This is a genomic window from Ruegeria sp. HKCCA5491 (assembly GCF_013034565.1).
In the GTDB taxonomy this organism is placed as follows: Bacteria; Pseudomonadota; Alphaproteobacteria; order Rhodobacterales; family Rhodobacteraceae; genus Ruegeria.
Window position 1 is genome coordinate 85623 of record NZ_WQGG01000011.1, and the last position, 23095, is coordinate 108717.

Consider the following 23095-nt stretch of genomic DNA (forward strand, 5'->3'; position numbering starts at 1 on the left):
ATCTTTCTCCTTACTCTACCGCCCCGACAGCCAGATCTTCGGCAGGTACCGAAGTGCTCATGGCGGGAAGGGAAATACTGTTTGGGGTATTGGAAGTGACCCCGGGGTTTCCGGCTGCCAAGGCAGCCAGTCCTGCCAAAGGCATCACGAAATTGAAGTCGACATTAATGAGATCTGCTGTGACAACCGGCGTATAGGGTCCACCGAGGAATCCAAGCCGAGAGTCATGCGAATAAGTGAACTGAACATTGGTTGCCGTCGTTCCAGGCGGAAGCAACGGGCCGATCTCGTCCCAGATACGCGCGCCATAGGCCGTCGACGTGTCCAACGTGCACGGAGCCGGAAGGTTGGGGACCGCACAGATATTCCCGCTGCGGCACAGCGTTCCAAATCGTGTGTCACCCGGCGCAGTTCCAGACAGGTCATGCGACGCAGGCAGCGCGCCACATTGAGGCGGACCGACGGTTGCCAGTCTCGCGGCGGTATGCATCGCTTTCTGCGCAGCCGTTGTTGACCAATACAGGCGACCGTAGTCGATGACGCCAAAAATCAGGAACAGGAATATTGGAATGACGATGGCCAATTCGACCAATGCCGCGCCACGGTCCTGTCGGCCAAGCAACCTTGCGATATGGGCTAGCTGTCTCATACGCCGTACACCCTGCTTTGATCCGAAATCACGGTGGTAATGGATGTCAGCGAGTCGCCGAACCACCCGAAAACCCCACCAAAGATAAAGTCGATCTCAACCTCGGCCGAAACTTCGACGATAGACGCCGGGTTGACCCGATAGGTTCCTACACGGGGGATACAGGTCGGGGTGACATCCACGACAGTCGTCCCACCCGGCATGATCGACGAGCCACCCAACTGGTTGGTGACGATAGTGGTCGCAAGCGTGTCATAGGTCCCGACGGTTCCGGCATTACACAAGTCAAGCGGAGCAATGCGGGCAATCATGCGGGACGCATCCCGAACACCACCTGCCGTCGCCTGATGGATCCAGGTGATCCGGCCGCCTTCGATAATAACCGCGATGAACAGCAGCAGGACCGGAAGGATGATGGCAAACTCGACCATCGGCGCGCCTGACTCACAGCGCTTGAGCCGCGTGATATGAGCGATCAGGCGTTTCACCGGTACAACCTCACGACGTCGCGGAAGATTCCGTCGTCTTCGTTGCCGCCCAGACCGTCACCACCGACCTGGCTGACAACTTCCAAATAGATGTCAAAGTCAGTACCGGCCGAGTTCGCCAAAGGCTGGATCAGGAAGCCTTTTACGTATTCCTTTACAGGCACATCCGTCGCGCGACCTTGTATATTATTCGCAGCACAGTCGATGGCAGCAAGAATAAAGGTCCGACGGTCAGGATCGGTATTCGCAGGCGTATTACACTGCGGAATACCTCTTTCGCTGCGACCTTCCAGAATATTGCCGCCGCTAAACTTTGCGATTTCGTCCAGATACATCTGGTAGCGCGTCGTTCCCGCTGGCTCTGCAATGAGTCCATTCGCGATCGAAGGATGCGGAGTCAGATCATTGTTGGGACCGTTGCCATAGTTCATGTCCAGGTAAGCCGCTTTACCATTCGTCCAGTTTCCATCGCCAAAGCGACCACCGTCACCGCTTGCAAAGCTGCAGGAATTATCGGCAAAGCAATCATCCGGCGGGAACGGCATAGTGTCAGTCGACAGCGTTGGTTGGCCACTGATGCAGCTATTGCCGCCACCATTTCCGTTGCCATTACCGTTGCCGCCAGACCGAACCCAACCAGAAATGACCTGAGGGCCGGGCGCATAGGCCGGATCGTTTTTCTTGTTGTTCAAAGTTGAGGTGAAGTAATCAAAGCGCGAATTGTAGATCGCACCGCCAATCCCCTGACGCTGACCCGGCTCGGTATCAACGCCACGCTGCGCGATGCACCGACCCTTGTTGCCCTCGGCCGCGATCAGACAAATGTAAAGATTGGAACCGTTCAGACCGGCACAGGGCCCAAGCGGGTTAACCCCATAGTCCGTCGGATCAAGAAAGCCAAAGTTACCGGGGCCCCAGGGCGCATTATTCCCGCCGGTGCGTAATTTGATGGTTGATCCAACAACCGCAGGATTGCTGGCAGACCAACCCGGAGGAATGCAGAACATCAGCGGAGTCACGTCACAGGCGTAAGACGTGTACCCTGCAATCGCCTGGGCACCGACCTGTTCATTGGGAGTCGCTGCACCGACCAAAGATGCCAGCGCACGAGCAAACGGGATGAATACAGTTCTTGGGGTCGCTGTCACTTCAACCATGACAGCCAAAGCCGGGTCGGTCGTGACAAAGCTGTCTACGGCATCATCGTCGTCAGGATCTGCTGCCGGGGTCGGCAAACCTGTCAGGAAACGAAGCGAGAAATCCGCCGCCGAATCCAGGGATTTATCACCATCGGCAAAGAACTGTTTGTCCGCAATCATCGCACCAGCCGCATTTGTAGCACGTGTGATTGAATCTGCGTTTCCGTCCAGCTCTCCGGCGGCGGCCAAGGCTACGTGGTCGGCGTAGGCCTGAAGGTCAGTTTGCGTCGACGCCATACGTCCAAGGTCAAAGGTCAAAGCGGCAAATCCGATGATCATGGCCAGACATAGGGCCGCAAAGACCAGGATGGTTCCGTCTTCTTCTTTCCTGAAAGTACGTAACGAGAACATCATTAACCCTCCGGACAAATTCGACGCGCCTTAATTCACGGTGCTGGACGTATCAGTGACAGGTGTCTCTTCTTCTGTAGTGTTGTTTACGACCGGAACCTCTTGGACGTCCGTAATGCCGCGGCGTACCTTCACCACAGGCTGCGGCGTGCCGTCATCAACCGGTGACTTTTCAAGCAGGATGTCGCTCAGGCGCACGGTTTCCAGCGGCTTGTCGTCCAGTTCATCCAGCGACCGCAAAGACAGGCTCAGCTGTCCGGCTTTCTGCGCCAGCGCCAGGCGTTGGCTTTCATCCGGTGTCACTTCGACCGTTACGGTGCGGGCAATTCCTGGCTGGTCTAATTCTTCATCGGTTTTCTGGTCAACGCCGACAACTCGGATGTTTTGCAGGATGGTCAGGGCGCGCAGAGTATCGTCGCTGCCGCGTGTCAGTACGATGTCGACAAAATCGCCGGGGGTGACGAAGCCACCAACGCCGGTCTGCGCGTTGACGTTGATCGCCATAGCACGATTGCCTTCACTAAGCGTCTGAACAATGGTGACTTTTTCACCAAATTCCGAAACTTTGGATGCCAGCAGAAGTTCTCCCTGCGCCAGGGCACGCTTCGCGCGGCGCGGCTCGCCGCCTGGTGTGGGAACAACATCGTCGAAACTTGTAAATACGCCTGGCGGAACAGAGTCGGCCGGCCAATCAATCGTAGTAAGCTTGTATCTTTCGATCGGGCTACCGAAGGCGATGTTATCCGCCACGGCGACGACACTAACGATGGTGGTGTCGACAGCCGCTGCTTGGTTTCTTTCAAGCTGGTCTTGGGCCCAGAATACTGCGCCCCCCGCCAAGGCGACCCCGAAGACTGTCATCAAAAATGATTTAACTCGCATTTTGCCCTCCAATTTCCGAAGTCGGCTTTGGCAGTCAGATTTGGGCGAATTGCTGTGTAACTTTACAAAACGGTAATCAAACTGACGCTACTGATTAAGTTGGGCGCTACCCCCCGCTAAAAGCGCGGGGGTTAGCTGTTTTAAGAACTCAGGCCGCCCAGAGTTAGCGCTGAGTGATCGCTACCCCGGCGTCCGAGTAGTTCGAGTTCGTGTTGTCAGCCAGTGTGGTCAAGAATGTGCCACCTGCGATAATCGCAACCAGCAGAGCAACTCCGTATTCCACCAAGGTTGCACCGCGCTCGTCTTTGCGCAGCTTCAGGAAAATCTTGCGAATAGAATTAGACATGTTTTTCTCCAGAAAAGATATGGTTGTGCAGCCAGCGCACAGGATTCACGCGACTTAGCGGGTTTGAATCGCCGAAGTAGCGTCGCTAAAGTTCGAGTTCGTGTTGTCAGCCAGTGTGGTCAGGAAAGTACCACCGGCGATAATCGCAACCAGCAGTGCAACACCATATTCCACCAAGGTTGCGCCGCGCTCGTCTTTGCGCAGCTTCAGGAAAATTTTGCGAATGGAATTCGACATAACTTTTACTCCAGACTGTTTTACCAACGTGCGAAATCCGCACACACGAGGCAGACATCCCCGTTAACAAATGGTTACCAAGCGGAAAGCTGCCAAACCTCCCCACAAACGCAAAAGTTTTCCCGTATAACGGGAATTTTTTGTCGTTTGGGGCAGATTTGTGTCCTAAATTCGGCCTCAGTCAGGTGAGTCGCGCCATGATTCTTAAGGATTCTTTAATGCGATCACAAAAAATCCCGCCTCACATACGCAAGGCGGGACAGAAAAATAAAATCTATTTAGTTTAGACAGTTACACCCTGAAGGACTTGCTCACGCGACAGATCCAGCCTGCTGCCCTTCATCAGGATTTCACCACGCCTCAGCACGACAAAGCGGTCAGCAAGGTCATAAGCAAAGTCAAAATACTGTTCGACCAACACAATTGCCATTTCACCTTTGGAGCGAAGGTGGCGAATGACTTCTCCAATCTGTTGGATGATATTTGGCTGAATGCCTTCGGTCGGCTCATCCAGCAGCAGCAGCTTTGGTTTGGTGATCAAAGCGCGTGCGATTGCCAGTTGCTGCTGTTGCCCACCGGACAGATCACCCCCCCGGCGATTCTGCATCTGTCTGAGCACTGGGAACAGCTCGAAAATTTCATCGGGAATGTGATGTTCGGTTTTTGGAAGGCAGGCGAATCCGGTCTCCAGGTTCTCACGCACGGTCAGCAATGGGAAAATCTCTCGGCCTTGCGGGACATACGCCACACCTTTCCATGCCATGCGATGCGCAGGCAGGATGCCCAGCTCCTCTCCGTTCAGCACCATTTGCCCGCCGGATCGTGGGTGCGTCCCCGAGATCGCCTTGATCAGGCTGGTCTTGCCAACACCATTGGTGCCCATCACGCAGGTCACCTCGCCTTGTGCAGCCAGCATCGAGATGCCGTTCAAAATTTGCGAATGCCCGTAATGCAGGGTCAGATCGTTAAGTGTCAGCATCGCCTAGCGCCCCAGATAGACGTCGATGACGTCCTGATTTGATGTCACGTGGTCCAAAGACCCCTCGGCCAGAACCGCGCCTTCGTGCAGGACCGTGACCTTGCAGTTCAAACGGCGCACAAATTCCATATCGTGTTCCACCACCACCACGGCACGGGTTTTCGCGGCCTGCACCAGCAGGTCGGTAGTATGCTCACGTTCCTGCGGCGTCATCCCGGCGGCGGGCTCATCGACCAGCAGCAGGCGCGGTTCCTGCGCCAGAAGCATGCCGATCTCAAGCCATTGCTTCTGTCCGTGGCTGAGTTCGCCGGATTTGCGGGTCAGTTCATCTTTCAAGCCGATCTCGGCGGCCAGTTCTTCGACCTTGTCCAGATCAACCGTTGAAGGGCGATAGAACAGCACGCCCAACCACCCGCGTTTGTTCTTCAACGCCATCAGCAGGTTTTCCTGCACCGTCTGATCTTCGAACACGGTGGGTTTCTGGAACTTCCGCCCGATGCCTGCCTGCGCGATTTTCGCCTCGCTCATCCGCAGCAGGGACACGGATTTCTCGCCCCAGATCACGCGGCCCTCGTCAGGGCGGGTCTTGCCGGTGACGATATCCATGAAGGTGGTTTTGCCCGCCCCGTTCGGACCGATCACGGCACGCAGTTCCGCGTTGCCGATCTGAAAGGACAGGTTGTTGATGGCACGGAACCCGTCGAAAGTGACAGAAACGCCGCTGACCTCTAGCAGAGTGCTCATTCCGTGGCCTCCTTTTCGCGTAGTGCGCTTTCATCAGGCCCAAGGTCCGCGCCGTGGCGCTGTGGCGCGCGACGGTTGGTCCAGAGGTCGAACAGCCCCCCGATCCCTTGCGGGGCGAACAGCGTGACCAGCACAAAGGACACGCCCAGCAGCACCTGCCACCAGTCGACCCATTTGATCGTGTAGAACCCCAGCGGGATATCCGACGCCTGCCCGCCGGTGAACCATGTGCTGAGCAGGCTGACGAAAGCCGCACCAATGACTGCGCCGTAAAGGCGGCCGCGCCCACCGATGGCGACCCAGACAGCCAGATAGATCGAGGCGATGGGGGCCATTTCCTCTGGGTTGATGATGCCCGCTTGCGGGTAATAAAGCGCGCCCGCGATGGCTGCGATGCAGGCGGTCAGGGTGAAGACGGCCAGCTTATAGACCTCGACCGAGTATCCAAGGAACCGCACCCGCGCCTCGTTATCGCGGATACCGCGGATGACCGAGCCAAACTTGCCCGACACGACCCAAGCGGCCAGCATGTATCCTAGCCCCAAGGCCAGTGCCGAGGCCCAGAGGAACCAAATCGACACCACGTCCTGCGAGGCCGTGACGCCGGGCAGGTTCTGAAGACCCGACAGGCCGTTGTTGCCACGCAACCCGCTGTCGTTCTGGAACAGGTACAGCGCCAGCGCCAAAGTCATCGCTTGGGTCAGAATCGACAGGTACACGCCCGTCACCCGGCTGCGGAATGCCAACCAGCCGAAGATCAGCGCCAGCAGGCCGGGCACCAGCACGACCAGCGCCAGTTGCAGGAACAAACTGTCCGAAAAGGCCCAGATCAGTGGGAACTCGGACGATCCGACCACGCCGAAGATTTGCGTGCCGATGGCGTCCACGACCTCGGCTGAGGTTGGCGGGATATCAGCCTGCGATAGCGACTCGACCACGATCAGGCGGGTGCGTTCGTACATTAGCCACATGCCGATCATGTAGCCGCCCAGCCCGAAAAAGGCGAAATGGCCGAGGGACAGGATACCGGTAAAGCCCCAAACCAGATCCATTGCGACGGCGATCAGGCACAGGCACAGGGTCTTGCCCAGCGTCTTGACGAAACTGGTCGAGATCACGCCGATCCCGAACCCTTCGGACAGGACAGTTACGCCCAAAGTGAACAGGGACAGGATGGCCAGAAAGACCAGCACCGAGGGATTCTTTGCGACAAAGCTGCGTTCCATGGCTCAATCCCCCGCCGCGCGGCCTTTGAGGGCGATGATGCCCCTTGGCCGGAACTGAATGAAAATGATGATGAAGATGATCATGTAGGTCTGCGCGGCGAGGGTGTTCGACGGGTTCATCCACTCGATCCCTTTTTGCAGGAAGCCGATCATGCCAGCGCCCGCCAGTGCGCCCCAGATGTTGCCGACACCGCCAACGACCACGGTCATGAAGCTCTGCACGATATAGTCGCTGCCCAGATCGGACGTGACTTTGGCGAACAACCCAATCGCAACGCCCGCAATCCCGGCGATGCCCGAGCCCAAGCCGAAGGTCAGCATATTCACCCGCCCTGGATTGATCCCCATCGACCCGGCCATACGCGGATTCTGCGTCACCGCGCGCATCTCAAGCCCAAGCCGGGTACGCTTCATGATGTAAAGGAACAGCCCCAAAAAGATCATCGCCAGCACAAAGATCGCGATACGGATATAGCTGATCGAGACCACATCGTTCAGCACCCATGCTCCGTCCAGCCAGCCGGGCGCGGTCAGCGGGCGCGCCTGCGTGCCAAAGATGTTCTTGGCCAATTGCTGTAGCGCGATCGAGATGCCGAAGGTTGCCAGCAGCGTTTCCAGCGGACGGGAATAGAGCCAGCGGATCACCAACCGCTCCATCGCGACGCCCATGGCGAAGGTGACGGCAAAGGCCATCGGGATGGCGACGATGATTGACAGCGTATGGTCGGGGATGAACTGCTGCACCACGTAGCCGGTATAGGCGCCCATCATGATGAACTCACCATGGGCCATGTTGATCACGCCCATCACGCCGAAGGTGATGGCCAGACCGATGGCCGCGAGGAAATAGATCGACGCCAGCGAGATCGCGTCCAGCGTCAAATCGAGCGTCTGGTTCAGGCCGACCTTCAGCTCGATCTTCTCCAGCGCTTGCGCGGCGGCGGAGGTCACTTCGGGCGACGGCTCTGCGTAGGTTTCAAAGAACACATGTGCGCCCAGCGCGGCGTCGATATCGGCCTCAGTGACCAGCGCAGGAACAAGTCCGGTTTCTGCCAGCGCCGCATAAGCCTGTGCGCGGGTGGCGTCTGTATTCAGTTGCGCGACAGGGACGTCGCCGACGCGGCCACCGTCGATATGAGCAGCCAGTGCAGAGCGGATATCGTCCGGTGAAATGCGCGGGGCGGCCAGATCGCTGACAACCAGCAGGTCATAGGCCGCATCTCGTGAAAGTACGTCTGATCCGGGCTCCAGCACGGTCGCTATATTCTCATCCGAGGGCAATTCCGCAGCCGTCTGCAATCTGGTCACGACCAGAGGATTCAGCGCTGCGCGGACATCCACGTCCAGATCGCCGGACATGTCCTCAATCGCGGCAACGCGCGCTGCATTGTCTTCGTCATAACCAATGGTCAGCAACCGCTCCAGCCGCTGTTTCTGCGCCTTCAACGCCTCGTCGGGTTCATCTTCAATCGACGCGCGCAGGGGGGCCAGCAAGGCCCCTTCAGGATCACGTTGTATAGATTGCAACGCGGCCGCGCGTTTCGCACGGTCCGGGTCGGTCAGTTGGAATTGCACCAAGGCCGTCCCGATCATTGCGCGGATACCACTATTGGGCTTCAATTGTTTCAGGTCAGATTTCTCGTACGTGCCAACAACTTCGCCGGTGTCGAAATCGGTCAGCTCATAAGAACGTCCCTCACCCTTTTTACCGGCAAAGAACAGACCATCCGACTTGCGCATCCACACATTCTTGGCGGCCCAAGTCTCAAGCATCACCTGCGCCTGAGGCAAACCACTGCTGGCAATCGCGTCAATCGCAGGTCCGATCGTCTTGCGTGAGCTTTTGGCGATGATCTCCTGATGCTCTTGCAGGATCGGTTGCAGACCGCCCTCTTGCGCGTTGGCAGTCAGGCAGGCGCACAGAATTGCGAGGCCCGCAAGGAATAGTCGTAACATGTAGAGAAACCCGAGGTGTCTTATGGGCAAGGCGGGCGATCACACCCGCCTTGCATCTGGTTTAGTAGTTCGACAGCGTCTGAACGCAGGTCTTGGTCTCGGTGTTGTACATACCGCAGCCCAGCTCTTTCCAATCCGAGATCAGAACCGCCGATTCTGGCAGGAAGTCTGTCCAGGCATCACCCGGCACAACCTCGGTTTCGCTGATGATGTCGAACTGACCGTCTTCCTGAATCTCACCGATCAGAACCGGTTTCGCCAAGTGGTGGTTCGGCAGCATAACCGCCGTGCCGCCAGTCAGGTTCGGGAACTCCTGCCCGTACATCGCGGCGCGTACGTCGTCGACCTCGGTCGAGCCAGCCTCAGTTGCGGCGTTCACCCACATGTTGAAACCGATATAGTGCGCCTCCATCGGGTCATTGGTCACACGCTCGTCACCCATGGTGGCTTTCCATGTTTCAACGAATTCAGCGTTGGCTTCGGTATCGGCCGACTGGAAATAGTTCCACGCGGCCAGGTGACCGACCAGGTTCGCGGTATCCAGACCCGACAGTTCTTCTTCACCGACCGAGAAGGCCACGACAGGAATGTCATCCGCCGAAACGCCCGCAGCGGCCAGTTCTTTGTAGAAGCCGATATTCGCGTCGCCATTGATGGTCGAGATCACACCGACTTTCTTGCCATCCGCGCCCAGCGCGACAACGTCCGCCACGATCTTGGACCAGTCAGAATGACCGAACGGAGTGTAGTTGACGAAGATATCCTCGTCCGCGATGCCTTTACCCTTCAGGTAGCTTTCCAGAATGTTGTTGGTGGTACGCGGGTACACATAGTCGGTGCCCAGCAGCGCGAATTTCTCGACGCCCAGCTCATCCAGGAAATAGTCAGTCGCAGGGATCGCCTGCTGGTTCGGCGCGGCGCCGGTATAGAAGACGTTTTTCGAGGATTCCTCGCCCTCATACTGAACAGGGTAGAACAGCAGGCCGTTCAGCTCTTCGATCACCGGCAGAACCGACTTACGGCTGACCGACGTCCAGTTGCCAAAGATCACATCCACCTCATGTACGGTCAGCAGCTCGCGCGCTTTTTCCGCAAACAGCGGCCAGTCGGATGCGGGGTCAACGACCACGGCCTCAAGCTGTTTGCCCAGCAGGCCACCCTTGGCGTTTTGCTGGTCGATCAGCATCAGCATGGTGTCTTTCAGCGTGGTTTCCGAAATCGCCATGGTGCCCGACAGCGAGTGCAATACACCGACTTTGATCGTGTCTTCAGCAGACAGTGCAGCGGTCGCCATGGCGGCAAAGACAAGTGATCCGGCGAGCGTGGATTTGAGAGATGTCATATGATTCTCCTGGGCGGGGCCGGGAGAGAGGGCTTGCGCAGACGCGCACTCTTCTTCTACCTGATCCCCGCAACTGTTGTTGCGTTCCGTGTGGCGGTTGTGTCCGAGGTCCAATTCGCGCAGCCGTCACACACCCCCGGGTCGTCTCCTCGGCGGGCACCCATACGGTTTCTGCATCGCCGAGAATTTAGCAAATGCAGGGCCCATCATTTTTCACAATCCGCCGTATCTGCCTGTTTTTTGACCAGCCGCCTGAGGTCACGCCCAAAAATTAATCACGTACTGCGGAAAACCGACGAAAACCGACGTCGAAGAATAGAGTTCCGGCGCGCAAACGTTGAAACAAGCAGCATAACTTCTGGTTCCGCAGGTGCGCCATTACTCAACATGCCTCCATATTGCCCAAGCAAGACGCGATGCCGCCGCGCGCGAAGGGCGCGATTCGGCTAAGTGCAAAGCAATTGGGCGAAAAGTCGGTATTGGACGGTTTTCGCCAATCGGGGTCATTTAAGTGCCTGTTTCCCCGAACCGACGGGAACGCGCTGGACGCGGTGCTGCTGAACACCGCTGGCGGCATCACGGGCGGGGACGCATTCCGCTTTAGCGGCCACGCGGGCGATGGCACGACCCTGACCCTGACCACCCAAGCCTGCGAACGCGCGTACAAGGCCAAACCCGGCCCGTCAGGTCAGATCGTGAACCATCTCAGCGTCGCTCCGGGCGCGCGGCTGAACTGGCTACCGCAGGAAACCATTCTGTTCGACGGCAGCGCGCTGGATCGCCGGTTGCAGATCGACCTTGCCCCGGATGCCACCGCCCTGATGGTCGAACCCCTGATCTTTGGTCGCATGGCGATGGGCGAGACCCTGACCAATATCCGCCTGCGAGACCGAATTGAGATCGCTCGTGATGGCGCACCTCTGTTTATGGACGCGATGCAGTTCGACGGTGATCTGCACGCCCACCTGGCCAAGACACATATCGCGGGCGGTGCGGGGGCGATGGCGCTGGTCGCCTTTGCCTCACCCACTGCCGAGGGTCAGATCGGCCCTATCCGCGCGATGCTGCCCTCCACCGCAGGAGCCTCGCTGATCCAAAGCGATCTGCTGGTGATCCGGGTGCTTGCCGAAGACAGCTTTACCCTCCGTCGAACACTGATGCCGGTGCTGCGGCGGCTGAACAATGACACGCTTCCCCGATGCTGGATGATCTGACATGAACCTGACCCCCCGTGAAAAAGACAAACTGCTGGTCGCCATGGCCGCCGAGGTCGCCCGCAAGCGATTGGCCCGAGGCGTCAAGCTGAACCACCCCGAGGCGATCGCGCTGATCACCGACGCGGTGGTCGAAGGCGCGCGCGATGGGCGCTCGGTTGCCGATATGATGCAGGCCGGAGCCGAAGTGATCACCCGCGCGCAATGCATGGAAGGTGTGCCCGAGATGATCCACGAAGTTCAGGTCGAAGCCACCTTCCCTGATGGCACCAAACTGGTGACCGTCCACAACCCTATTCGCTAAGAAAGGAACACTAACATGACCCGTATGCTTTTCCCCGCCCTGATCCTTGCTGGCCCTGCGGCAGCCCATAACGGAACACATATCCATGCGCATGGCTCGGATTACGCCACTCTGGGCGTTGGTCTGGCCGTTGTCGCGCTGGCCGCCTTCGCGTTGATGGTAAAGCTGAACAAATGATCCCAGGCGAGCTGTTCCCGGCCAAGGGCGAGATCACCCTTAACGCAAGTGCCTCAGCCATCACCCTGATGGTCGCCAATACTGGTGACCGCCCGGTTCAGGTCGGCTCGCACTATCATTTCGCCGAAACCAACCCAGCGCTGGATTTCGACCGCGCCGCCGCACACGGGCTGCGTCTGGACATCGCCCCCGGCACCGCCGTCCGGTTCGAGCCCGGTCAGGCGCGCGAGGTCTCGCTGATCCCCATCGGGGGCGCGCGTAAGATCTATGGGTTCAATCAAAAGGTCATGGGGTCGCTCTGATGCCAGCAACAATCAAACGCTCTGACTATGCCGCCATGTTCGGCCCCACCACCGGCGACAGGCTGCGGTTGGCTGATACCGATCTGGTGATCGAGGTTGAACGCGACCTGACCGCCGAACGCGCGGGTGCCGCTGCTACCGGGGGCGCCGGCGACAACGCGCTGCTTTACGGCGAAGAGGTCAAGTTCGGCGGTGGCAAGGTGATCCGCGACGGGATGGGGCAGTCTCAGGCCACGCGGGCCGAAGGGGCCGTGGACACGGTCATCACCAATGCGCTGATCGTGGATCACTCGGGCATCTACAAGGCGGATGTAGGCCTGAAAGACGGGCGCATCGCCAAGATCGGCAAGGCCGGGAACCCCGACACGCAACCCGGCGTCGATATCATCATCGGCCCCGGCACCGAGGCTATTGCGGGCGAAGGGCGTATCCTGACCGCCGGGGGTTTCGACAGCCATATCCATTTTATCTGCCCACAACAGATCGAGGATGCGCTGCATTCCGGCCTGACCACCATGCTGGGCGGCGGCACTGGCCCTGCGCATGGGACGCTGGCCACCACCTGCACGCCAGGACCGTGGCATATCGGGCGGATGTTGCAGGCCGCCGACGCGTTTCCGATGAACCTGGCCTTTGCGGGCAAGGGCAACGCCTCGCTGCCCGCCGCGCTGGAGGAGCAGATCAACGCGGGCGCCTGCGCCCTGAAACTACACGAGGATTGGGGCACCACCCCTGCCGCTATCGACTGCTGCCTGACGGTGGCCGACGCGATGGACGTGCAGGTCATGATCCACACCGACACGCTGAACGAATCCGGTTTTGTCGAGAACACCGTGGGGGCCATGAAAGGCCGGACGATTCACGCCTTCCACACCGAAGGCGCAGGCGGTGGTCACGCCCCCGATATCATCAAGATCTGCGGCGAGAACCACGTTCTGCCGTCTTCGACCAACCCGACGCGCCCCTTCACCGTGAACACTGTCGAAGAGCATCTGGATATGCTGATGGTGTGCCACCACCTCGACAAATCCATCCCCGAGGATGTGGCCTTTGCCGAAAGTCGCATCCGGCGCGAGACGATCGCGGCCGAGGATATCCTGCACGACATGGGCGCGTTCAGCATCATCGCCTCGGACAGTCAGGCTATGGGCCGTGTGGGTGAGGTTCTAATCCGCACATGGCAGACCGCCGACAAAATGAAGAAACAGCGCGGCCGCCTGCCCGAGGAAACTGGCGAGAACGATAATATGCGCGTGCGCCGCTATATCGCCAAATACACCATCAACCCGGCGATAGCCCACGGCCTGAGCCATCAGATCGGCAGCATCGAAGAAGGCAAGCGCGCCGACCTGGTGCTGTGGAACCCGGCCTTTTTCGGGGTCAAGCCCGAGATGGTTCTGCTGGGCGGCACCATCGCCTGCGCGCAGATGGGCGACCCCAATGCCTCGATCCCGACACCGCAGCCGGTCTATAGCCGTCCGATGTTCGGGGCCTATGGGCGTTCGGTCGAACATTCGGCGATCACTTTTGTCTCGGGCGCGGCGCAGGCTGCGGGAGTTGGTGATACACTGGGGTTGGCCAAGCAAACCGTCGCGGTGCAAAACACCCGCAATATCGGCAAAAGCGACCTGTTGCTGAACAACGCCACGCCGCAGGTCGAGGTTGACCCCGAAACCTATGAGGTCCGCGCCGATGGCGAGTTGCTGACCTGCCAACCCGCCGAGGTTCTGCCCATGGCGCAACGCTATTTCATGTTCTGAGACATGCTGCGTTGCAGCATATGCAACGCAGCCATGACCAAACATCTACTACAAAACGAGGCCGACATGACACATCATGAAGACCAAGGGAGGACCAACAAGTTTGAAGGTCCACATGGCACATTCAGCACCGCAAACCACCCCGCGCGTTTCGCTACCCGGACTGATCGCATCCTTCGGGACGTCGATCTATTCGTTTCTTATCCGGATGGCAGACGCACAAACGCGCGTTCAGCAGATCAGATTTCTTCAATCCCTCAGCGACGAAGACTTGCGCAAGCTCGGGTTGACACGCGACCGGATCCCACACCGCGTCTTCGCGGATTCAATCTGGCTTTGACCGGGCTTTTGGCAGGGGGGGCAACTGCATGACAGCTCTTCTCTGCACGGCACGGCAGTATTCCGACCATACGCATGGTGACCCCGCCGACCACCTGTCACTGACTTATGAAGATCGCTTTCTGCGCCGCAAGGTGCTGACCTGTGAAAGCGGTGAGCAGATTCTGATTGATCTGTCACAAACAACCTCGCTAGATCATGGCGGTGCCCTGATCCTTGACGACGGGCGCGAGGTCGAAATCCAGGCCGCGCCAGAAGCGTTGCTGGAAGTCACGGCCCCCGACCTGACCCGCATCGCGTGGCATATCGGCAACCGCCACACACCCTGTCAGGTCGAAGCGGACCGCCTGCTGATCCAAATCGACCACGTCATCCGCGACATGTTGCTGAAAATCGGCGCAACGGTGCGTGAGGTTCAGGAACCCTTTACCCCCGAAGGTGGTGCTTATGGCCACGGCAGGACCCATGGCCACGCCCACTGACACAGATATCCTGACGCTGACCCAATGGCTCTCGCCTGCTTATCCGGTGGGAGGGTTCGCGTATTCACACGGTCTGGAATGGGCGATCGAGTGCGGCAGCGTTGCCAACGCCGCCGACACAAAGGAGTGGGTTGCCGATGTGATCGAATACGGCTCTGGCCGGAATGATTGCATATTTCTTTCAGCCGCGTATTCGGCACAGACCACCACCTCCTTGTCCGAGGTGGATCAGGCTGCGCGCGCATTCTGCGCCTCGTCCGAGCGGTTGATGGAAACTCGACTGCTGGGAGAGGCGTTTTGCGGCATAACCGCAGATGTCTGGGCGGTGGAGCTGGGCACCCTGACCTACCCGGTCGCCGTGGGATACGCTGCACAGCGACAGGGCTTGCCGCTCGCCCTGACGGCCCAGATGTACCTGCAGGCCTTCATGTCCAATCTGGTCGCGTGTGCGACGCGTTTGGTACCGTTGGGTCAAACCGAAGGGCAGCGGATGATCCGCGATCTAACGCCTTTGTGTCAGCATGTGGCGACGGGCGCTGTGACCTTGGGGCTGGATGATCTGGGGTCGACGGCGTTTCTGACAGATGTCGCGTCGATGAAACACGAAACTCAATATTCAAGGATGTTCCGAACATGAGCAAAATGAACGGCCCCCTGCGCGTGGGCATCGGTGGTCCTGTTGGCGCAGGCAAGACAACTCTGACCGCCGCCCTGTCCGAAGCGCTGCGCGACAGGGTATCCGTTGGCGTGATCACCAACGACATCTACACCCGCGAAGATGCCGAGGCGCTGATGCAGATGCAAATCCTGCCGCAGGACCGGATCATCGGCGTCGAAACCGGCGGCTGCCCGCATACGGCCATTCGCGAGGATGCCTCGATCAACCTTGCGGCTGTTGCCGAGATGCAGGCGCGTCACCCCGACGTCGAGGTCGTTCTGATCGAAAGCGGTGGCGACAACTTGTCTGCCACGTTCAGCCCGGAACTGGCGGACGTTACGCTCTATGTGATCGACGTGGCCGCGGGTGAAGAGATTCCGCGCAAAGGCGGTCCTGCGATCACCAAATCGGACGTCCTGATCATCAACAAGACCGATCTGGCCCCGCATGTTGGCGCGTCGCTGGAGGTGATGGACCGAGACGCGACGAAGATGCGCAACGGTCGCCCATTCGTGTTCACTTCGCTGCGGCATCGCAAGGGCGTGGATCAGGTCGTTGACCTGCTGGCGCAAATCGGGGGGCTGAATATTCCCGTCGCCGTGACCGAGGGGGCCGCCTAGCGCAGCCCCCTGGCAATGGAAGCTCATCGCGAGATTGCAGGCAAACTTTTCGACCTAGACAAAAGTGCCTTCGTCACTTCGTGTCCCTTGCTGTTTTAAACAACAAAAGAAAAACAAAAACCGACCCGATCGAGGTGGTAACAATACCCACTGGCAGTTCCTGAGGCGCAAGCAACAGGCGGCTGAGGATATCTGAACCGGTCAGCAAAGCCGCCCCGACGATGGCGGCAGCGGGCACAAGACGGTTGTGCAGAGGCCCAGCGATCCCACGTGCGATATGGGGCACCATGAGCCCGACAAAACCGATAACCCCCGCAACCGAAACAAAAACGGCGGTCGCTAGTGCCGCTACAAAAAACATGCGGAACCTCAATGCCTGTACCGGAACGCCCAGCGTCGCTGCCGTCAAGTCGCCGGTCAAAAGCGCATCCAGCCAGCGACTGCGCCACAGGGTATACATCAAGATCAGAAACATCCCGGCGCAGACCAGCGGAAATGTCTCCCATCGGGCCAGACCCAGTCCACCCAGCATCCAGAAGATGACCGAGTGCGCGGCGCGACTGTCGCCCGCAAATATCAGATAGTTCGTGATCGCCGAAAACAGAAACGAAACTGCCAACCCCGCCAGGATCAGCTTTTCCGGCGCACTGGTGCGCAACCCGTGAACCAGTGCCAGCACAATTCCCGACGCGACAAGCCCGCCACAAAATGCAGCCAGCGGCAGCGTCCAGAATCCCAGGATGTCGCCGGTCACCGTAATGACGAAAACCGCACCCGCCGCCGCACCCGACGAAAGGCCGAACAGGAAGGGATCAGCCAAGTCGTTGCGTGTTGTGGTCTGAAGCACTACGCCGACAACGCCCAGCCCTGCACCGATCACGGCCGCAAACAATGCACGCGGCAAGCGAAGGTCAAAGACAATGCGGTGCAGCGGCGACACCTCGCCATCCGCCATGCCGGTGCCCAGCATCACCGCATCCAACGCAACCGCGGCTGGAATTTGCGTCGTGCCGTAAATGGTCGAAACCAGCAAAAGGGCGGCCACAACAACCGCCCCAAGCAAGAGTGTCAGGCCAAAACGGCCCATATTAGTTCAGGCCCGGGTGCATCGCGTCGGCCATTTTCGAAATCGCCGCGATATTTGCGGGTCCGGGGGTCAGTTCTTCGTAACGTAGGCCAATCCAGCGCTCGTTCCTTACCGCGTCGGTCTGCGACATCACGGGGTGTTCCTGCAGAAACTTGAACGTGTCCTCCGCGCCGTTGCCGGTCTGATAATCCAGCAGCACAAGAAATTCGGGGTTCGAAGCTGCCACAGCTTCCCACGAGGTGCGGCCCCAGCTTGTGTCCATGTCATGAGTGACATTCGCACCACCAGCTGCAGCGATCATCGCGTCAGGGATGGCGAATTTACCTGCGGTAAAGGGCGCGTCGGCTGGTCCATCCAGCAGGAAAACACGGGGTTTTGGCAGGTCCGCAGTCTGCGCCTGGATCGCTGCCAGTTCCTCTTTCCAGCCGGAAACCAGAGCCTCGGCCTTGTCTTCAACATGCATGACCTCGCCCAGACGAAGCACATCATCAAACAACAGGTCCATGCTGGCCTCGGGACGCTCCTTGTCCAGATGCACACAGCTTTCCGTTAGGATCATTGTCTTGATGCCAAAGGGTTCCAGCGTGTCGGGCGTCACGTCGCCCCCCGGCTTCATCCCATAGTACCAACCCGCGAAGAACAGGTCAGGCTCTACCGCCACAAGGTTCTCAACAGTTGGGTATTTCGGCGCAAGCTCGGGGATGTCACCGCGCAGCGTGTCAAACTCGGGGCTGGTCTTGTACCAGCCGGTGATGCCGGTCAGACCCACGATCTTGTCCTGCAGACCCAACGCAAAGGCCATGTCGGTCATGTTCATATCATGCACAACCAGACGCTCGGGCTGGGTGTCGAACACCAGCGGCGCACCGCAATTATCAACCGTGACTTCGTGCGCGACGGCACCACCTGCCAAAACGGTGGTCAACGCCACAGACAAGATCTGTTTCATTCAGAAATATTCCTATTCATAAGTTGTTATCGAGGTTTTTCGGATATCCAGCGCCGGGATCACGCGCCCTTCGTGGTGAAAGCACAGGTAATCGACGCCAAACGTGTCACTAACCCTGTCCGGGGTCAGCACATCGGCGACCAGCCCAAAACCAGTCAGCCGTGTATCTTTCATCAATGCCACATGAGTGGCAAATTCTGGGATCATCACCAGATCATGCAGGATCATCACCACAGTGATTCCCAGTTCAGCGACCAGCGACAGCATCCGCCCCTTCGTGTCTGGATCCAGATGGTTGGTGGGTTCGTCCAGAAACAAAAGCGTAGGATTCTGGGCCAAAGCACGGGCGATATGCGCGCGCTGGCGTTCCCCCCCGGACAGAACGGCCATCTTTTTTTCGGCCAAAGCACTAAGCCCGGTGAGGCTCAGGATTCTGACCAGATCCGCGGCGTGTTCCTCGGCAGAGCGGTCTGCACGGATCGGAATCTGGCCCAGCGCCACATAATCCCGCAACAGCAACCTGCCATCCGGGAACTCCTGCTGACTGACCACGGCGATCGTCCGCGCCCGATCCCGTGCGGACATCTGTTTCAGGCTGCGTCCGTTGACCAGAACATCACCCTGATTCACCTCGTGCGCGCCGCATAACAGATTCAAAAGCGTCGTCTTGCCTGCCCCGTTGGGCCCGGCAATTGCAAGGATTGCGCCTTCGCATAATGTGAATGAGACCCCCTGCAGCAGTATATCGCCACTAAGAACCTGATGGGTCAGATCACGCGCAACCAAAATAGCTGGGTTGGTCATGGACACAGCCCTTTTTGAATTTGGGGCATGCGGGACAGTGTCTTTGTGAACAGTTTTTCCGGACGCTCGGTCGCATTGGTCCAGCCATCTGCGCTGTTTTGGTATTGGTGGGCAAACTCAGTCAGTGCCTGGATATCCTGCGTATCAAGAATGTCACCAAAAAGGTACTGTGCTTTATCGACTGCCTGAAATCCAACAGTCACAGGCCGCGCGCATCCAGCCATGCAATCGACCATGCGGATGGAAAAACCATTTGGCAAACGATCGAACAGCGCGTCGGACAAGCCCTGCGCGTGGGCCTCTCCCTGGCACGTTTTGCAGATGAGAAGAAAATGGTCAGGCGCTGACGGCATGGGTTCCTCCGCCAGCTTCAAAGCGCGGGCAGACAGTGTCGGAAATGTAAACACGATGTGCTCGTGCCATCAAAGCCTCCTTTCAGGACGCCCCGCCCCGAGTTGGTTAACATTTGATGGCAGGTCTCCTGACTTGCGGGTCGATGCTCGGCCATCCTTCCCGGCACTTGGGCCAGTGGGTTGTTGGCGTCGCTCACCGCTTACAGTTGCGGGGGCAGTCACGGACTTGGCGCAAAATGGCGGCCTCACCGTATTCCCTTTTCATCCCTTGGGCGCACCATCGGGAACCATCATCCGAACGAGTGCCCGAGATCACATGTCAGGTCAACGACAATATTGTGGTAGCCAATCAATTTTTGGCAGACGCAAAACCCCATTGACCAATCCAAAGTATAATTGTCCTACACCCCGCTTCGCGACCGCCATCCCGTGAGGCTGAAACCGGCAAACAAAACCGCGGCCACGCAGACGATTGAGGGACCCGCCGGTGTGTCAAACACATAAGCTGAGCGCAGTCCTGCCACGGCCGCGAAAGCCCCGATTGCCGCGGCAATCAATGCCATCGTTTCCGGAGATCGCGCCAGGCTGCGCGCGGCCGCCGCCGGAATGATCAGCATCGCGGCAATGAGCAACACGCCTACAACTTTGATCGCGACAGCAACCGTAACCGCCAGTGACAAAGTCAGGATCAACTGCTCGCGCTTGGGGTCGAACCCGGTGGCGTAGGCCAATTCTTCGTTCAGCGTAGCGGTCAGCAGTTGCGACCATCGCCATACGATCAACGCGACGACCAGCGCGGCCCCGCCCCAGATCACGACAAGATCGGTGCGCGAAACTGACAGTATGTCACCAAAAAGATAGGCCATCAGGTCGATGCGAATGCCCGACAAAAACGACACCGCGACAAGGCCAAAGGCAAGCGACGAATGCGCCATAACTCCAAGAAGGGTATCCATGGCATAACCGCGACCGGACAGCAATGTGACGGCCAACGCCATGATAAGCGCGACAACCAATGCGCCCAGAAAGACCGACATCTGGAAAGCCAGCGACAGCGCAACACCCAGGATCGCAGCATGAGCGGTGGCATCGCCAAAGTAAGCCATACGCCGCCAGACCACAAAACACCCAAGGGGGGCGGCTGCAATTGCCACGCCAATACCGGCGAGCGTTGCCCGCGTCATAAAATCATCAAGCATTATTCTGCCGCTTCGTGAGAGTGGTCGTGGTTGTGATCATGTTCGTGGCGATACAGGGCAAGCGCGCCACCGGTGCCTGTTCCAAACAGGGCGCGGTATTCTGGTGCCGAAGCAACCACGGCAGGCGACCCCTCGCAGCAGACATGACCATTGAGGCAGATCACCCTGTCCGAAGCACTCATCACAACGTGCAGCTCGTGGCTGATCATCAGGATGGCGCAACCGGTTTCCTGTCTCACCGCCTCGATCTGCTGGTAAAAACTGGCCGAGCCTCGCTGGTCTAGACCTTGCGTGGCTTCGTCCAGCAAAAGGATGTCGGGACGATTGATCAAAGCCCGCGCCAGCAATACGCGCTGAAACTGGCCCCCGGACAGTTGGGACATCTGGCGCTTCAAAAGATCCGGCACACCTGCCGCCGCCAGCGCCGCAGCGCAGTCATCTTTTGAAACACGGTGCGTCAGACGCATGAACCTTGCAACCGAGATCGGCAATGTCGGGTCAACATGCAGTTTTTGCGGCACATAGCCGATTTTCAGCCCAGGCTTCCGGGAAACATGGCCAGCAGAGGGATTTGTCGCACCGATGATGGCCCTAAGCAGACTGGTTTTGCCCGATCCGTTCGGGCCAACGATGGTGACGATCTCACCTGCCTCAATCGCCATATCCACATTTTGCAGAACGGTGTTCGCACCGTACCTTACGCTGAGTTTTTCAACGGTGATCAGGGTCATTTCTACGCCTTTTCGGTGCAGTCGGGGCAAAGCCCTTCGGCTTCTACAACCGTTCGTTCAATTTCGAAACCCGCCGCGCGTGCTGCAGCCCCCAAAACACCTTTGGCCGGAGTGGATTGCGCCTCGGCCACGGCGTCGCATTTTCGGCAGATCATGAAGGCCGGCGAATGAGAGGCCCCCGGGTGAGAACAGGCAACAAAGGCGTTCAGTCGCTCAATCTTATGCACGAACCCATTCTGAGCAAGAAAGTCGAGCGCACGATAGGCCACCGGAGGCTGTGACCCAAAGCCTTCCTCGCGCAATCGGTCGAGTATCGCGTACGCGCCCAGCGCGCGATGCTCTTGCAACAGCATTTCCAGAACCCTGCGACGGACTGGCGTCAGACGCAGTCCTTCTTCCTTGCACCGGTTTTCCGCTGCGGACAGCCCGGCCGCAACGCAAGTCTTGTGGTCATGCTTTTGGAACCCAACCGGGGCCGTATCTCCGGTTATTTCGGGTTGCGTATCACTTGTCATGTTATTCCATATCATGTATGTCGCTCGCAATGTTATAAAATCACACAGAGGGTCTGATGTCCAGAAAGCTTCTCCCACTATCTATCACCGCTGCATTCATGGGCGGAACGGCCTTGGCGGATGTACCCAATGTCGCGGTCGACATCGCGCCAGTTCACTCGCTTGTGGCACGGGTTATGGAAGGTGTCGGAACGCCCGACCTGATCATCTCACAGGGTGCCTCGCCGCACGAATACAATCTGCGCCCCTCAGAAGCTGCTGCGCTGCAAGACGCCAACTTGGTTTTTTGGATGGGTGAAGACCTGACACCGTGGATGGAAGGGGCCGTCGAGACCCTTGCTGACAGCGCAACCGTCACGACCCTGTTGGAAACGGATGGAACTATTCTTCTGAATTTCCGTGAGAACGCCCTGTTTGAAGCCCACGATCATGACGATCACGCCAAACATGACGGCCATGACGACCATGCTGAAGCCAAAGGTCATGACGATGAACATGCCCATGATGATCATGACCACGAGGGGCATGACGACCACGATGGTCACGCGCATGGGGACCATGACCCGCACGCCTGGTTGTCGCCAGAGAACGCAAATACGTGGCTGAATGTGATCGCCGCTCAACTATCTGCGGCTGATCCGGACAACGCCGGTACGTATTTCGCAAATTCTGCGGCGGCGCGCGAAGAAATGGCGGCCCTGTCTGCTGAGATCGCCGAAACGCTCGAGCCGGTCCGAGGAGGCAGCTTTGTCGTCTTCCACGATGCCTACCAGTATTTTGAAAATGCGTTTGATTTTCCCGCCTCTGGCGCCATTTCGATTGGTGATGCATCCGACCCAAGCCCGGCCCGCATTGCTGAAATTCAGGCGCGCATCAAGGACGAAGGCGTGAAATGCGTTCTGGCCGAACCGCAGTTCAATCCTGGGATCGTCGAGGTTGTGATGGATGGTGCCGACGCCAATACCGCAGTGATCGACCCGCTCGGCTCTGATCTTGAGCCCGGAGCGGCGCTTTACTCCCAAGTCATTCGCAACATGGCGCAAACACTGGCCGATTGCCTTTGATCCCCTGCCCGGCCGAAGTTCAAAATTCGGCCGGGCTGAACGTCAGCGGCATCGCAAGTGAGTGTTTGCCCAAGTTCCGAGTGATCGCGATCCGCTGACGTTTTCAAATTCGCCCTAAAACCGAACGAAAGACCTACG

Annotated in this window: 28 protein-coding genes and 1 riboswitch; of the genes, 10 read left to right on the plus strand and 18 right to left on the minus strand. The window is 58.5% G+C overall.

Features of this window, described 5'->3' with window-relative positions; translation table 11 throughout:
- Window positions 1-10: 10 nt before the first annotated feature.
- The 11 genes from GOV88_RS15150 to urtA all read right to left on the minus strand — a co-directional run bounded on the left by GOV88_RS15150 (window position 11) and on the right by urtA (window position 10399).
- On the minus strand, window positions 11-649 hold the full coding sequence (locus GOV88_RS15150) for a TadE/TadG family type IV pilus assembly protein (RefSeq protein WP_171240958.1): 639 nt from the start codon (window positions 647-649) through the stop codon (window positions 11-13).
- Window positions 646-1137, minus strand: a complete 492-nt coding sequence (locus GOV88_RS15155) for a TadE/TadG family type IV pilus assembly protein (RefSeq protein ID WP_171240959.1) — start codon at window positions 1135-1137, stop codon at window positions 646-648. Before GOV88_RS15155 ends, GOV88_RS15150 begins: the two co-directional genes overlap by 4 nt.
- Complete coding sequence (locus GOV88_RS15160; protein WP_171240960.1) at window positions 1134-2690, minus strand: Tad domain-containing protein; 1557 nt, start codon at window positions 2688-2690, stop codon at window positions 1134-1136. Before GOV88_RS15160 ends, GOV88_RS15155 begins: the two co-directional genes overlap by 4 nt.
- A 27-nt stretch (window positions 2691-2717) precedes the next feature.
- A complete protein-coding gene (gene cpaB, locus GOV88_RS15165; protein ID WP_171240961.1) occupies window positions 2718-3569 on the minus strand; it encodes a Flp pilus assembly protein CpaB in 852 nt (283 codons plus the stop codon).
- Between the two features lie 163 nt (window positions 3570-3732).
- Window positions 3733-3915: a Flp family type IVb pilin gene (locus GOV88_RS15170; RefSeq protein ID WP_174834558.1), complete on the minus strand. Its 183-nt coding sequence runs from the start codon at window positions 3913-3915 to the stop codon at window positions 3733-3735.
- Window positions 3916-3969: 54 nt separating this feature from the next.
- Window positions 3970-4152: a Flp family type IVb pilin gene (locus GOV88_RS15175; RefSeq protein WP_174834559.1), complete on the minus strand. Its 183-nt coding sequence runs from the start codon at window positions 4150-4152 to the stop codon at window positions 3970-3972.
- Between the two features lie 283 nt (window positions 4153-4435).
- Entirely contained in the window at window positions 4436-5131 is a 696-nt protein-coding gene (gene urtE, locus GOV88_RS15180) for an urea ABC transporter ATP-binding subunit UrtE (protein WP_171240962.1), read from the minus strand.
- 3 nt (window positions 5132-5134) lie between these two features.
- Entirely contained in the window at window positions 5135-5875 is a 741-nt protein-coding gene (gene urtD / locus GOV88_RS15185) for an urea ABC transporter ATP-binding protein UrtD (RefSeq protein ID WP_171123781.1), read from the minus strand.
- Entirely contained in the window at window positions 5872-7101 is a 1230-nt protein-coding gene (gene urtC, locus GOV88_RS15190) for an urea ABC transporter permease subunit UrtC (protein ID WP_171240963.1), read from the minus strand. The genes urtD and urtC overlap by 4 nt, the downstream gene beginning before the upstream one ends.
- 3 nt (window positions 7102-7104) lie before the next feature.
- Window positions 7105-9057, minus strand: coding sequence for an urea ABC transporter permease subunit UrtB (gene urtB / locus GOV88_RS15195; RefSeq protein WP_171240964.1), 1953 nt, complete (start codon window positions 9055-9057; stop codon window positions 7105-7107).
- 61 nt (window positions 9058-9118) lie between these two features.
- Window positions 9119-10399 (minus strand): urea ABC transporter substrate-binding protein, encoded by a 1281-nt coding sequence (gene urtA / locus GOV88_RS15200; protein ID WP_171126269.1) that lies wholly within the window; start codon window positions 10397-10399, stop codon window positions 9119-9121.
- A 398-nt stretch (window positions 10400-10797) separates the two neighbouring features.
- Between urtA and GOV88_RS15205 the strand changes: the two genes are divergently transcribed.
- The 9 genes from GOV88_RS15205 to ureG all read left to right on the plus strand — a co-directional run bounded on the left by GOV88_RS15205 (window position 10798) and on the right by ureG (window position 16255).
- A complete protein-coding gene (locus tag GOV88_RS15205; protein WP_371808253.1) occupies window positions 10798-11613 on the plus strand; it encodes an urease accessory protein UreD in 816 nt (271 codons plus the stop codon).
- Window position 11614: 1 nt separating this feature from the next.
- Window positions 11615-11917 carry an urease subunit gamma gene (locus tag GOV88_RS15210; RefSeq protein ID WP_152460019.1) on the plus strand — a complete coding sequence of 101 codons (303 nt, stop codon included), beginning with the start codon at window positions 11615-11617 and terminating at the stop codon, window positions 11915-11917.
- 15 nt (window positions 11918-11932) lie between these two features.
- Window positions 11933-12094, plus strand: a complete 162-nt coding sequence (locus GOV88_RS15215) for a peptidase M23 (RefSeq protein ID WP_171123792.1) — start codon at window positions 11933-11935, stop codon at window positions 12092-12094.
- Window positions 12091-12396, plus strand: a complete 306-nt coding sequence (locus GOV88_RS15220) for an urease subunit beta (protein ID WP_171123794.1) — start codon at window positions 12091-12093, stop codon at window positions 12394-12396. The genes GOV88_RS15215 and GOV88_RS15220 overlap by 4 nt, the downstream gene beginning before the upstream one ends.
- The gene (gene ureC / locus GOV88_RS15225; protein ID WP_171123796.1) at window positions 12396-14156 is read left to right on the plus strand and encodes an urease subunit alpha; all 1761 of its coding nucleotides are present in this window, start codon (window positions 12396-12398) and stop codon (window positions 14154-14156) included. Before GOV88_RS15220 ends, ureC begins: the two co-directional genes overlap by 1 nt.
- A gap of 115 nt (window positions 14157-14271) precedes the next feature.
- Window positions 14272-14496 (plus strand): hypothetical protein, encoded by a 225-nt coding sequence (locus GOV88_RS15230; protein ID WP_171123798.1) that lies wholly within the window; start codon window positions 14272-14274, stop codon window positions 14494-14496.
- A 28-nt stretch (window positions 14497-14524) separates the two neighbouring features.
- A complete protein-coding gene (locus tag GOV88_RS15235; protein WP_171123801.1) occupies window positions 14525-14977 on the plus strand; it encodes an urease accessory protein UreE in 453 nt (150 codons plus the stop codon).
- Window positions 14943-15614, plus strand: coding sequence for an urease accessory protein UreF (locus GOV88_RS15240; protein ID WP_254449246.1), 672 nt, complete (start codon window positions 14943-14945; stop codon window positions 15612-15614). Before GOV88_RS15235 ends, GOV88_RS15240 begins: the two co-directional genes overlap by 35 nt.
- Window positions 15611-16255 carry an urease accessory protein UreG gene (gene ureG, locus GOV88_RS15245; RefSeq protein WP_171240965.1) on the plus strand — a complete coding sequence of 215 codons (645 nt, stop codon included), beginning with the start codon at window positions 15611-15613 and terminating at the stop codon, window positions 16253-16255. The genes GOV88_RS15240 and ureG overlap by 4 nt, the downstream gene beginning before the upstream one ends.
- A gap of 73 nt (window positions 16256-16328) precedes the next feature.
- Here the strand turns inward: ureG and GOV88_RS15250 are convergent, their stop codons facing one another.
- From GOV88_RS15250 to GOV88_RS15280, 7 genes are all read right to left on the minus strand, one after another.
- Window positions 16329-17342: an iron ABC transporter permease gene (locus tag GOV88_RS15250; RefSeq protein WP_171240966.1), complete on the minus strand. Its 1014-nt coding sequence runs from the start codon at window positions 17340-17342 to the stop codon at window positions 16329-16331.
- A 1-nt stretch (window position 17343) separates the two neighbouring features.
- Window positions 17344-18291, minus strand: coding sequence for an ABC transporter substrate-binding protein (locus tag GOV88_RS15255; RefSeq protein WP_171240967.1), 948 nt, complete (start codon window positions 18289-18291; stop codon window positions 17344-17346).
- 12 nt (window positions 18292-18303) lie between these two features.
- A complete protein-coding gene (locus GOV88_RS15260) occupies window positions 18304-19095 on the minus strand; it encodes an ABC transporter ATP-binding protein (RefSeq protein WP_171123809.1) in 792 nt (263 codons plus the stop codon).
- On the minus strand, window positions 19092-19448 hold the full coding sequence (locus GOV88_RS15265; protein WP_171240968.1) for a DUF1636 family protein: 357 nt from the start codon (window positions 19446-19448) through the stop codon (window positions 19092-19094). Before GOV88_RS15265 ends, GOV88_RS15260 begins: the two co-directional genes overlap by 4 nt.
- A gap of 100 nt (window positions 19449-19548) precedes the next feature.
- Window positions 19549-19755: riboswitch (cobalamin riboswitch) on the minus strand.
- Window positions 19756-19849: 94 nt separating this feature from the next.
- The gene (locus GOV88_RS15270; protein WP_171240969.1) at window positions 19850-20647 is read right to left on the minus strand and encodes an iron chelate uptake ABC transporter family permease subunit; all 798 of its coding nucleotides are present in this window, start codon (window positions 20645-20647) and stop codon (window positions 19850-19852) included.
- Complete coding sequence (locus GOV88_RS15275; protein WP_171126275.1) at window positions 20647-21378, minus strand: metal ABC transporter ATP-binding protein; 732 nt, start codon at window positions 21376-21378, stop codon at window positions 20647-20649. The genes GOV88_RS15270 and GOV88_RS15275 overlap by 1 nt, the downstream gene beginning before the upstream one ends.
- Window positions 21379-21380: 2 nt before the next feature.
- Window positions 21381-21893: a Fur family transcriptional regulator gene (locus tag GOV88_RS15280; protein WP_171123816.1), complete on the minus strand. Its 513-nt coding sequence runs from the start codon at window positions 21891-21893 to the stop codon at window positions 21381-21383.
- 56 nt (window positions 21894-21949) lie between these two features.
- Here GOV88_RS15280 and GOV88_RS15285 point away from each other — a divergent pair, with 56 nt between their 5' ends.
- Window positions 21950-22957, plus strand: coding sequence for a zinc ABC transporter substrate-binding protein (locus GOV88_RS15285; protein ID WP_171240970.1), 1008 nt, complete (start codon window positions 21950-21952; stop codon window positions 22955-22957).
- Window positions 22958-23095 lie beyond the last annotated feature (138 nt).

What these genes read in the sequence shown, in the direction of transcription:
- GOV88_RS15150 (WP_171240958.1), bottom strand. Translation starts at nt 649, where the DNA reads ATGAGACAGCTAGCCCATATCGCAAGGTTGCTTGGCCGACAGGACCGT.
- GOV88_RS15160 (WP_171240960.1), bottom strand. Translation starts at nt 2,690, where the DNA reads ATGATGTTCTCGTTACGTACTTTCAGGAAAGAAGAAGACGGAACCATC.
- cpaB (WP_171240961.1), bottom strand. Translation starts at nt 3,569, where the DNA reads ATGCGAGTTAAATCATTTTTGATGACAGTCTTCGGGGTCGCCTTGGCG.
- GOV88_RS15170 (WP_174834558.1), bottom strand. Translation starts at nt 3,915, where the DNA reads ATGTCTAATTCTATTCGCAAGATTTTCCTGAAGCTGCGCAAAGACGAG.
- GOV88_RS15175 (WP_174834559.1), bottom strand. Translation starts at nt 4,152, where the DNA reads ATGTCGAATTCCATTCGCAAAATTTTCCTGAAGCTGCGCAAAGACGAG.
- urtE (WP_171240962.1), bottom strand. Translation starts at nt 5,131, where the DNA reads ATGCTGACACTTAACGATCTGACCCTGCATTACGGGCATTCGCAAATT.
- urtD (WP_171123781.1), bottom strand. Translation starts at nt 5,875, where the DNA reads ATGAGCACTCTGCTAGAGGTCAGCGGCGTTTCTGTCACTTTCGACGGG.
- urtC (WP_171240963.1), bottom strand. Translation starts at nt 7,101, where the DNA reads ATGGAACGCAGCTTTGTCGCAAAGAATCCCTCGGTGCTGGTCTTTCTG.
- urtB (WP_171240964.1), bottom strand. Translation starts at nt 9,057, where the DNA reads ATGTTACGACTATTCCTTGCGGGCCTCGCAATTCTGTGCGCCTGCCTG.
- urtA (WP_171126269.1), bottom strand. Translation starts at nt 10,399, where the DNA reads ATGACATCTCTCAAATCCACGCTCGCCGGATCACTTGTCTTTGCCGCC.
- GOV88_RS15210 (WP_152460019.1), top strand. Translation starts at nt 11,615, where the DNA reads ATGAACCTGACCCCCCGTGAAAAAGACAAACTGCTGGTCGCCATGGCC.
- GOV88_RS15215 (WP_171123792.1), top strand. Translation starts at nt 11,933, where the DNA reads ATGACCCGTATGCTTTTCCCCGCCCTGATCCTTGCTGGCCCTGCGGCA.
- GOV88_RS15220 (WP_171123794.1), top strand. Translation starts at nt 12,091, where the DNA reads ATGATCCCAGGCGAGCTGTTCCCGGCCAAGGGCGAGATCACCCTTAAC.
- ureC (WP_171123796.1), top strand. Translation starts at nt 12,396, where the DNA reads ATGCCAGCAACAATCAAACGCTCTGACTATGCCGCCATGTTCGGCCCC.
- GOV88_RS15230 (WP_171123798.1), top strand. Translation starts at nt 14,272, where the DNA reads ATGGCACATTCAGCACCGCAAACCACCCCGCGCGTTTCGCTACCCGGA.
- GOV88_RS15235 (WP_171123801.1), top strand. Translation starts at nt 14,525, where the DNA reads ATGACAGCTCTTCTCTGCACGGCACGGCAGTATTCCGACCATACGCAT.
- GOV88_RS15240 (WP_254449246.1), top strand. Translation starts at nt 14,943, where the DNA reads ATGGCCACGGCAGGACCCATGGCCACGCCCACTGACACAGATATCCTG.
- ureG (WP_171240965.1), top strand. Translation starts at nt 15,611, where the DNA reads ATGAGCAAAATGAACGGCCCCCTGCGCGTGGGCATCGGTGGTCCTGTT.
- GOV88_RS15250 (WP_171240966.1), bottom strand. Translation starts at nt 17,342, where the DNA reads ATGGGCCGTTTTGGCCTGACACTCTTGCTTGGGGCGGTTGTTGTGGCC.
- GOV88_RS15255 (WP_171240967.1), bottom strand. Translation starts at nt 18,291, where the DNA reads ATGAAACAGATCTTGTCTGTGGCGTTGACCACCGTTTTGGCAGGTGGT.
- GOV88_RS15260 (WP_171123809.1), bottom strand. Translation starts at nt 19,095, where the DNA reads ATGACCAACCCAGCTATTTTGGTTGCGCGTGATCTGACCCATCAGGTT.
- GOV88_RS15265 (WP_171240968.1), bottom strand. Translation starts at nt 19,448, where the DNA reads ATGCCGTCAGCGCCTGACCATTTTCTTCTCATCTGCAAAACGTGCCAG.
- GOV88_RS15270 (WP_171240969.1), bottom strand. Translation starts at nt 20,647, where the DNA reads ATGCTTGATGATTTTATGACGCGGGCAACGCTCGCCGGTATTGGCGTG.
- GOV88_RS15275 (WP_171126275.1), bottom strand. Translation starts at nt 21,378, where the DNA reads ATGACCCTGATCACCGTTGAAAAACTCAGCGTAAGGTACGGTGCGAAC.
- GOV88_RS15280 (WP_171123816.1), bottom strand. Translation starts at nt 21,893, where the DNA reads ATGACAAGTGATACGCAACCCGAAATAACCGGAGATACGGCCCCGGTT.
- GOV88_RS15285 (WP_171240970.1), top strand. Translation starts at nt 21,950, where the DNA reads ATGTCCAGAAAGCTTCTCCCACTATCTATCACCGCTGCATTCATGGGC.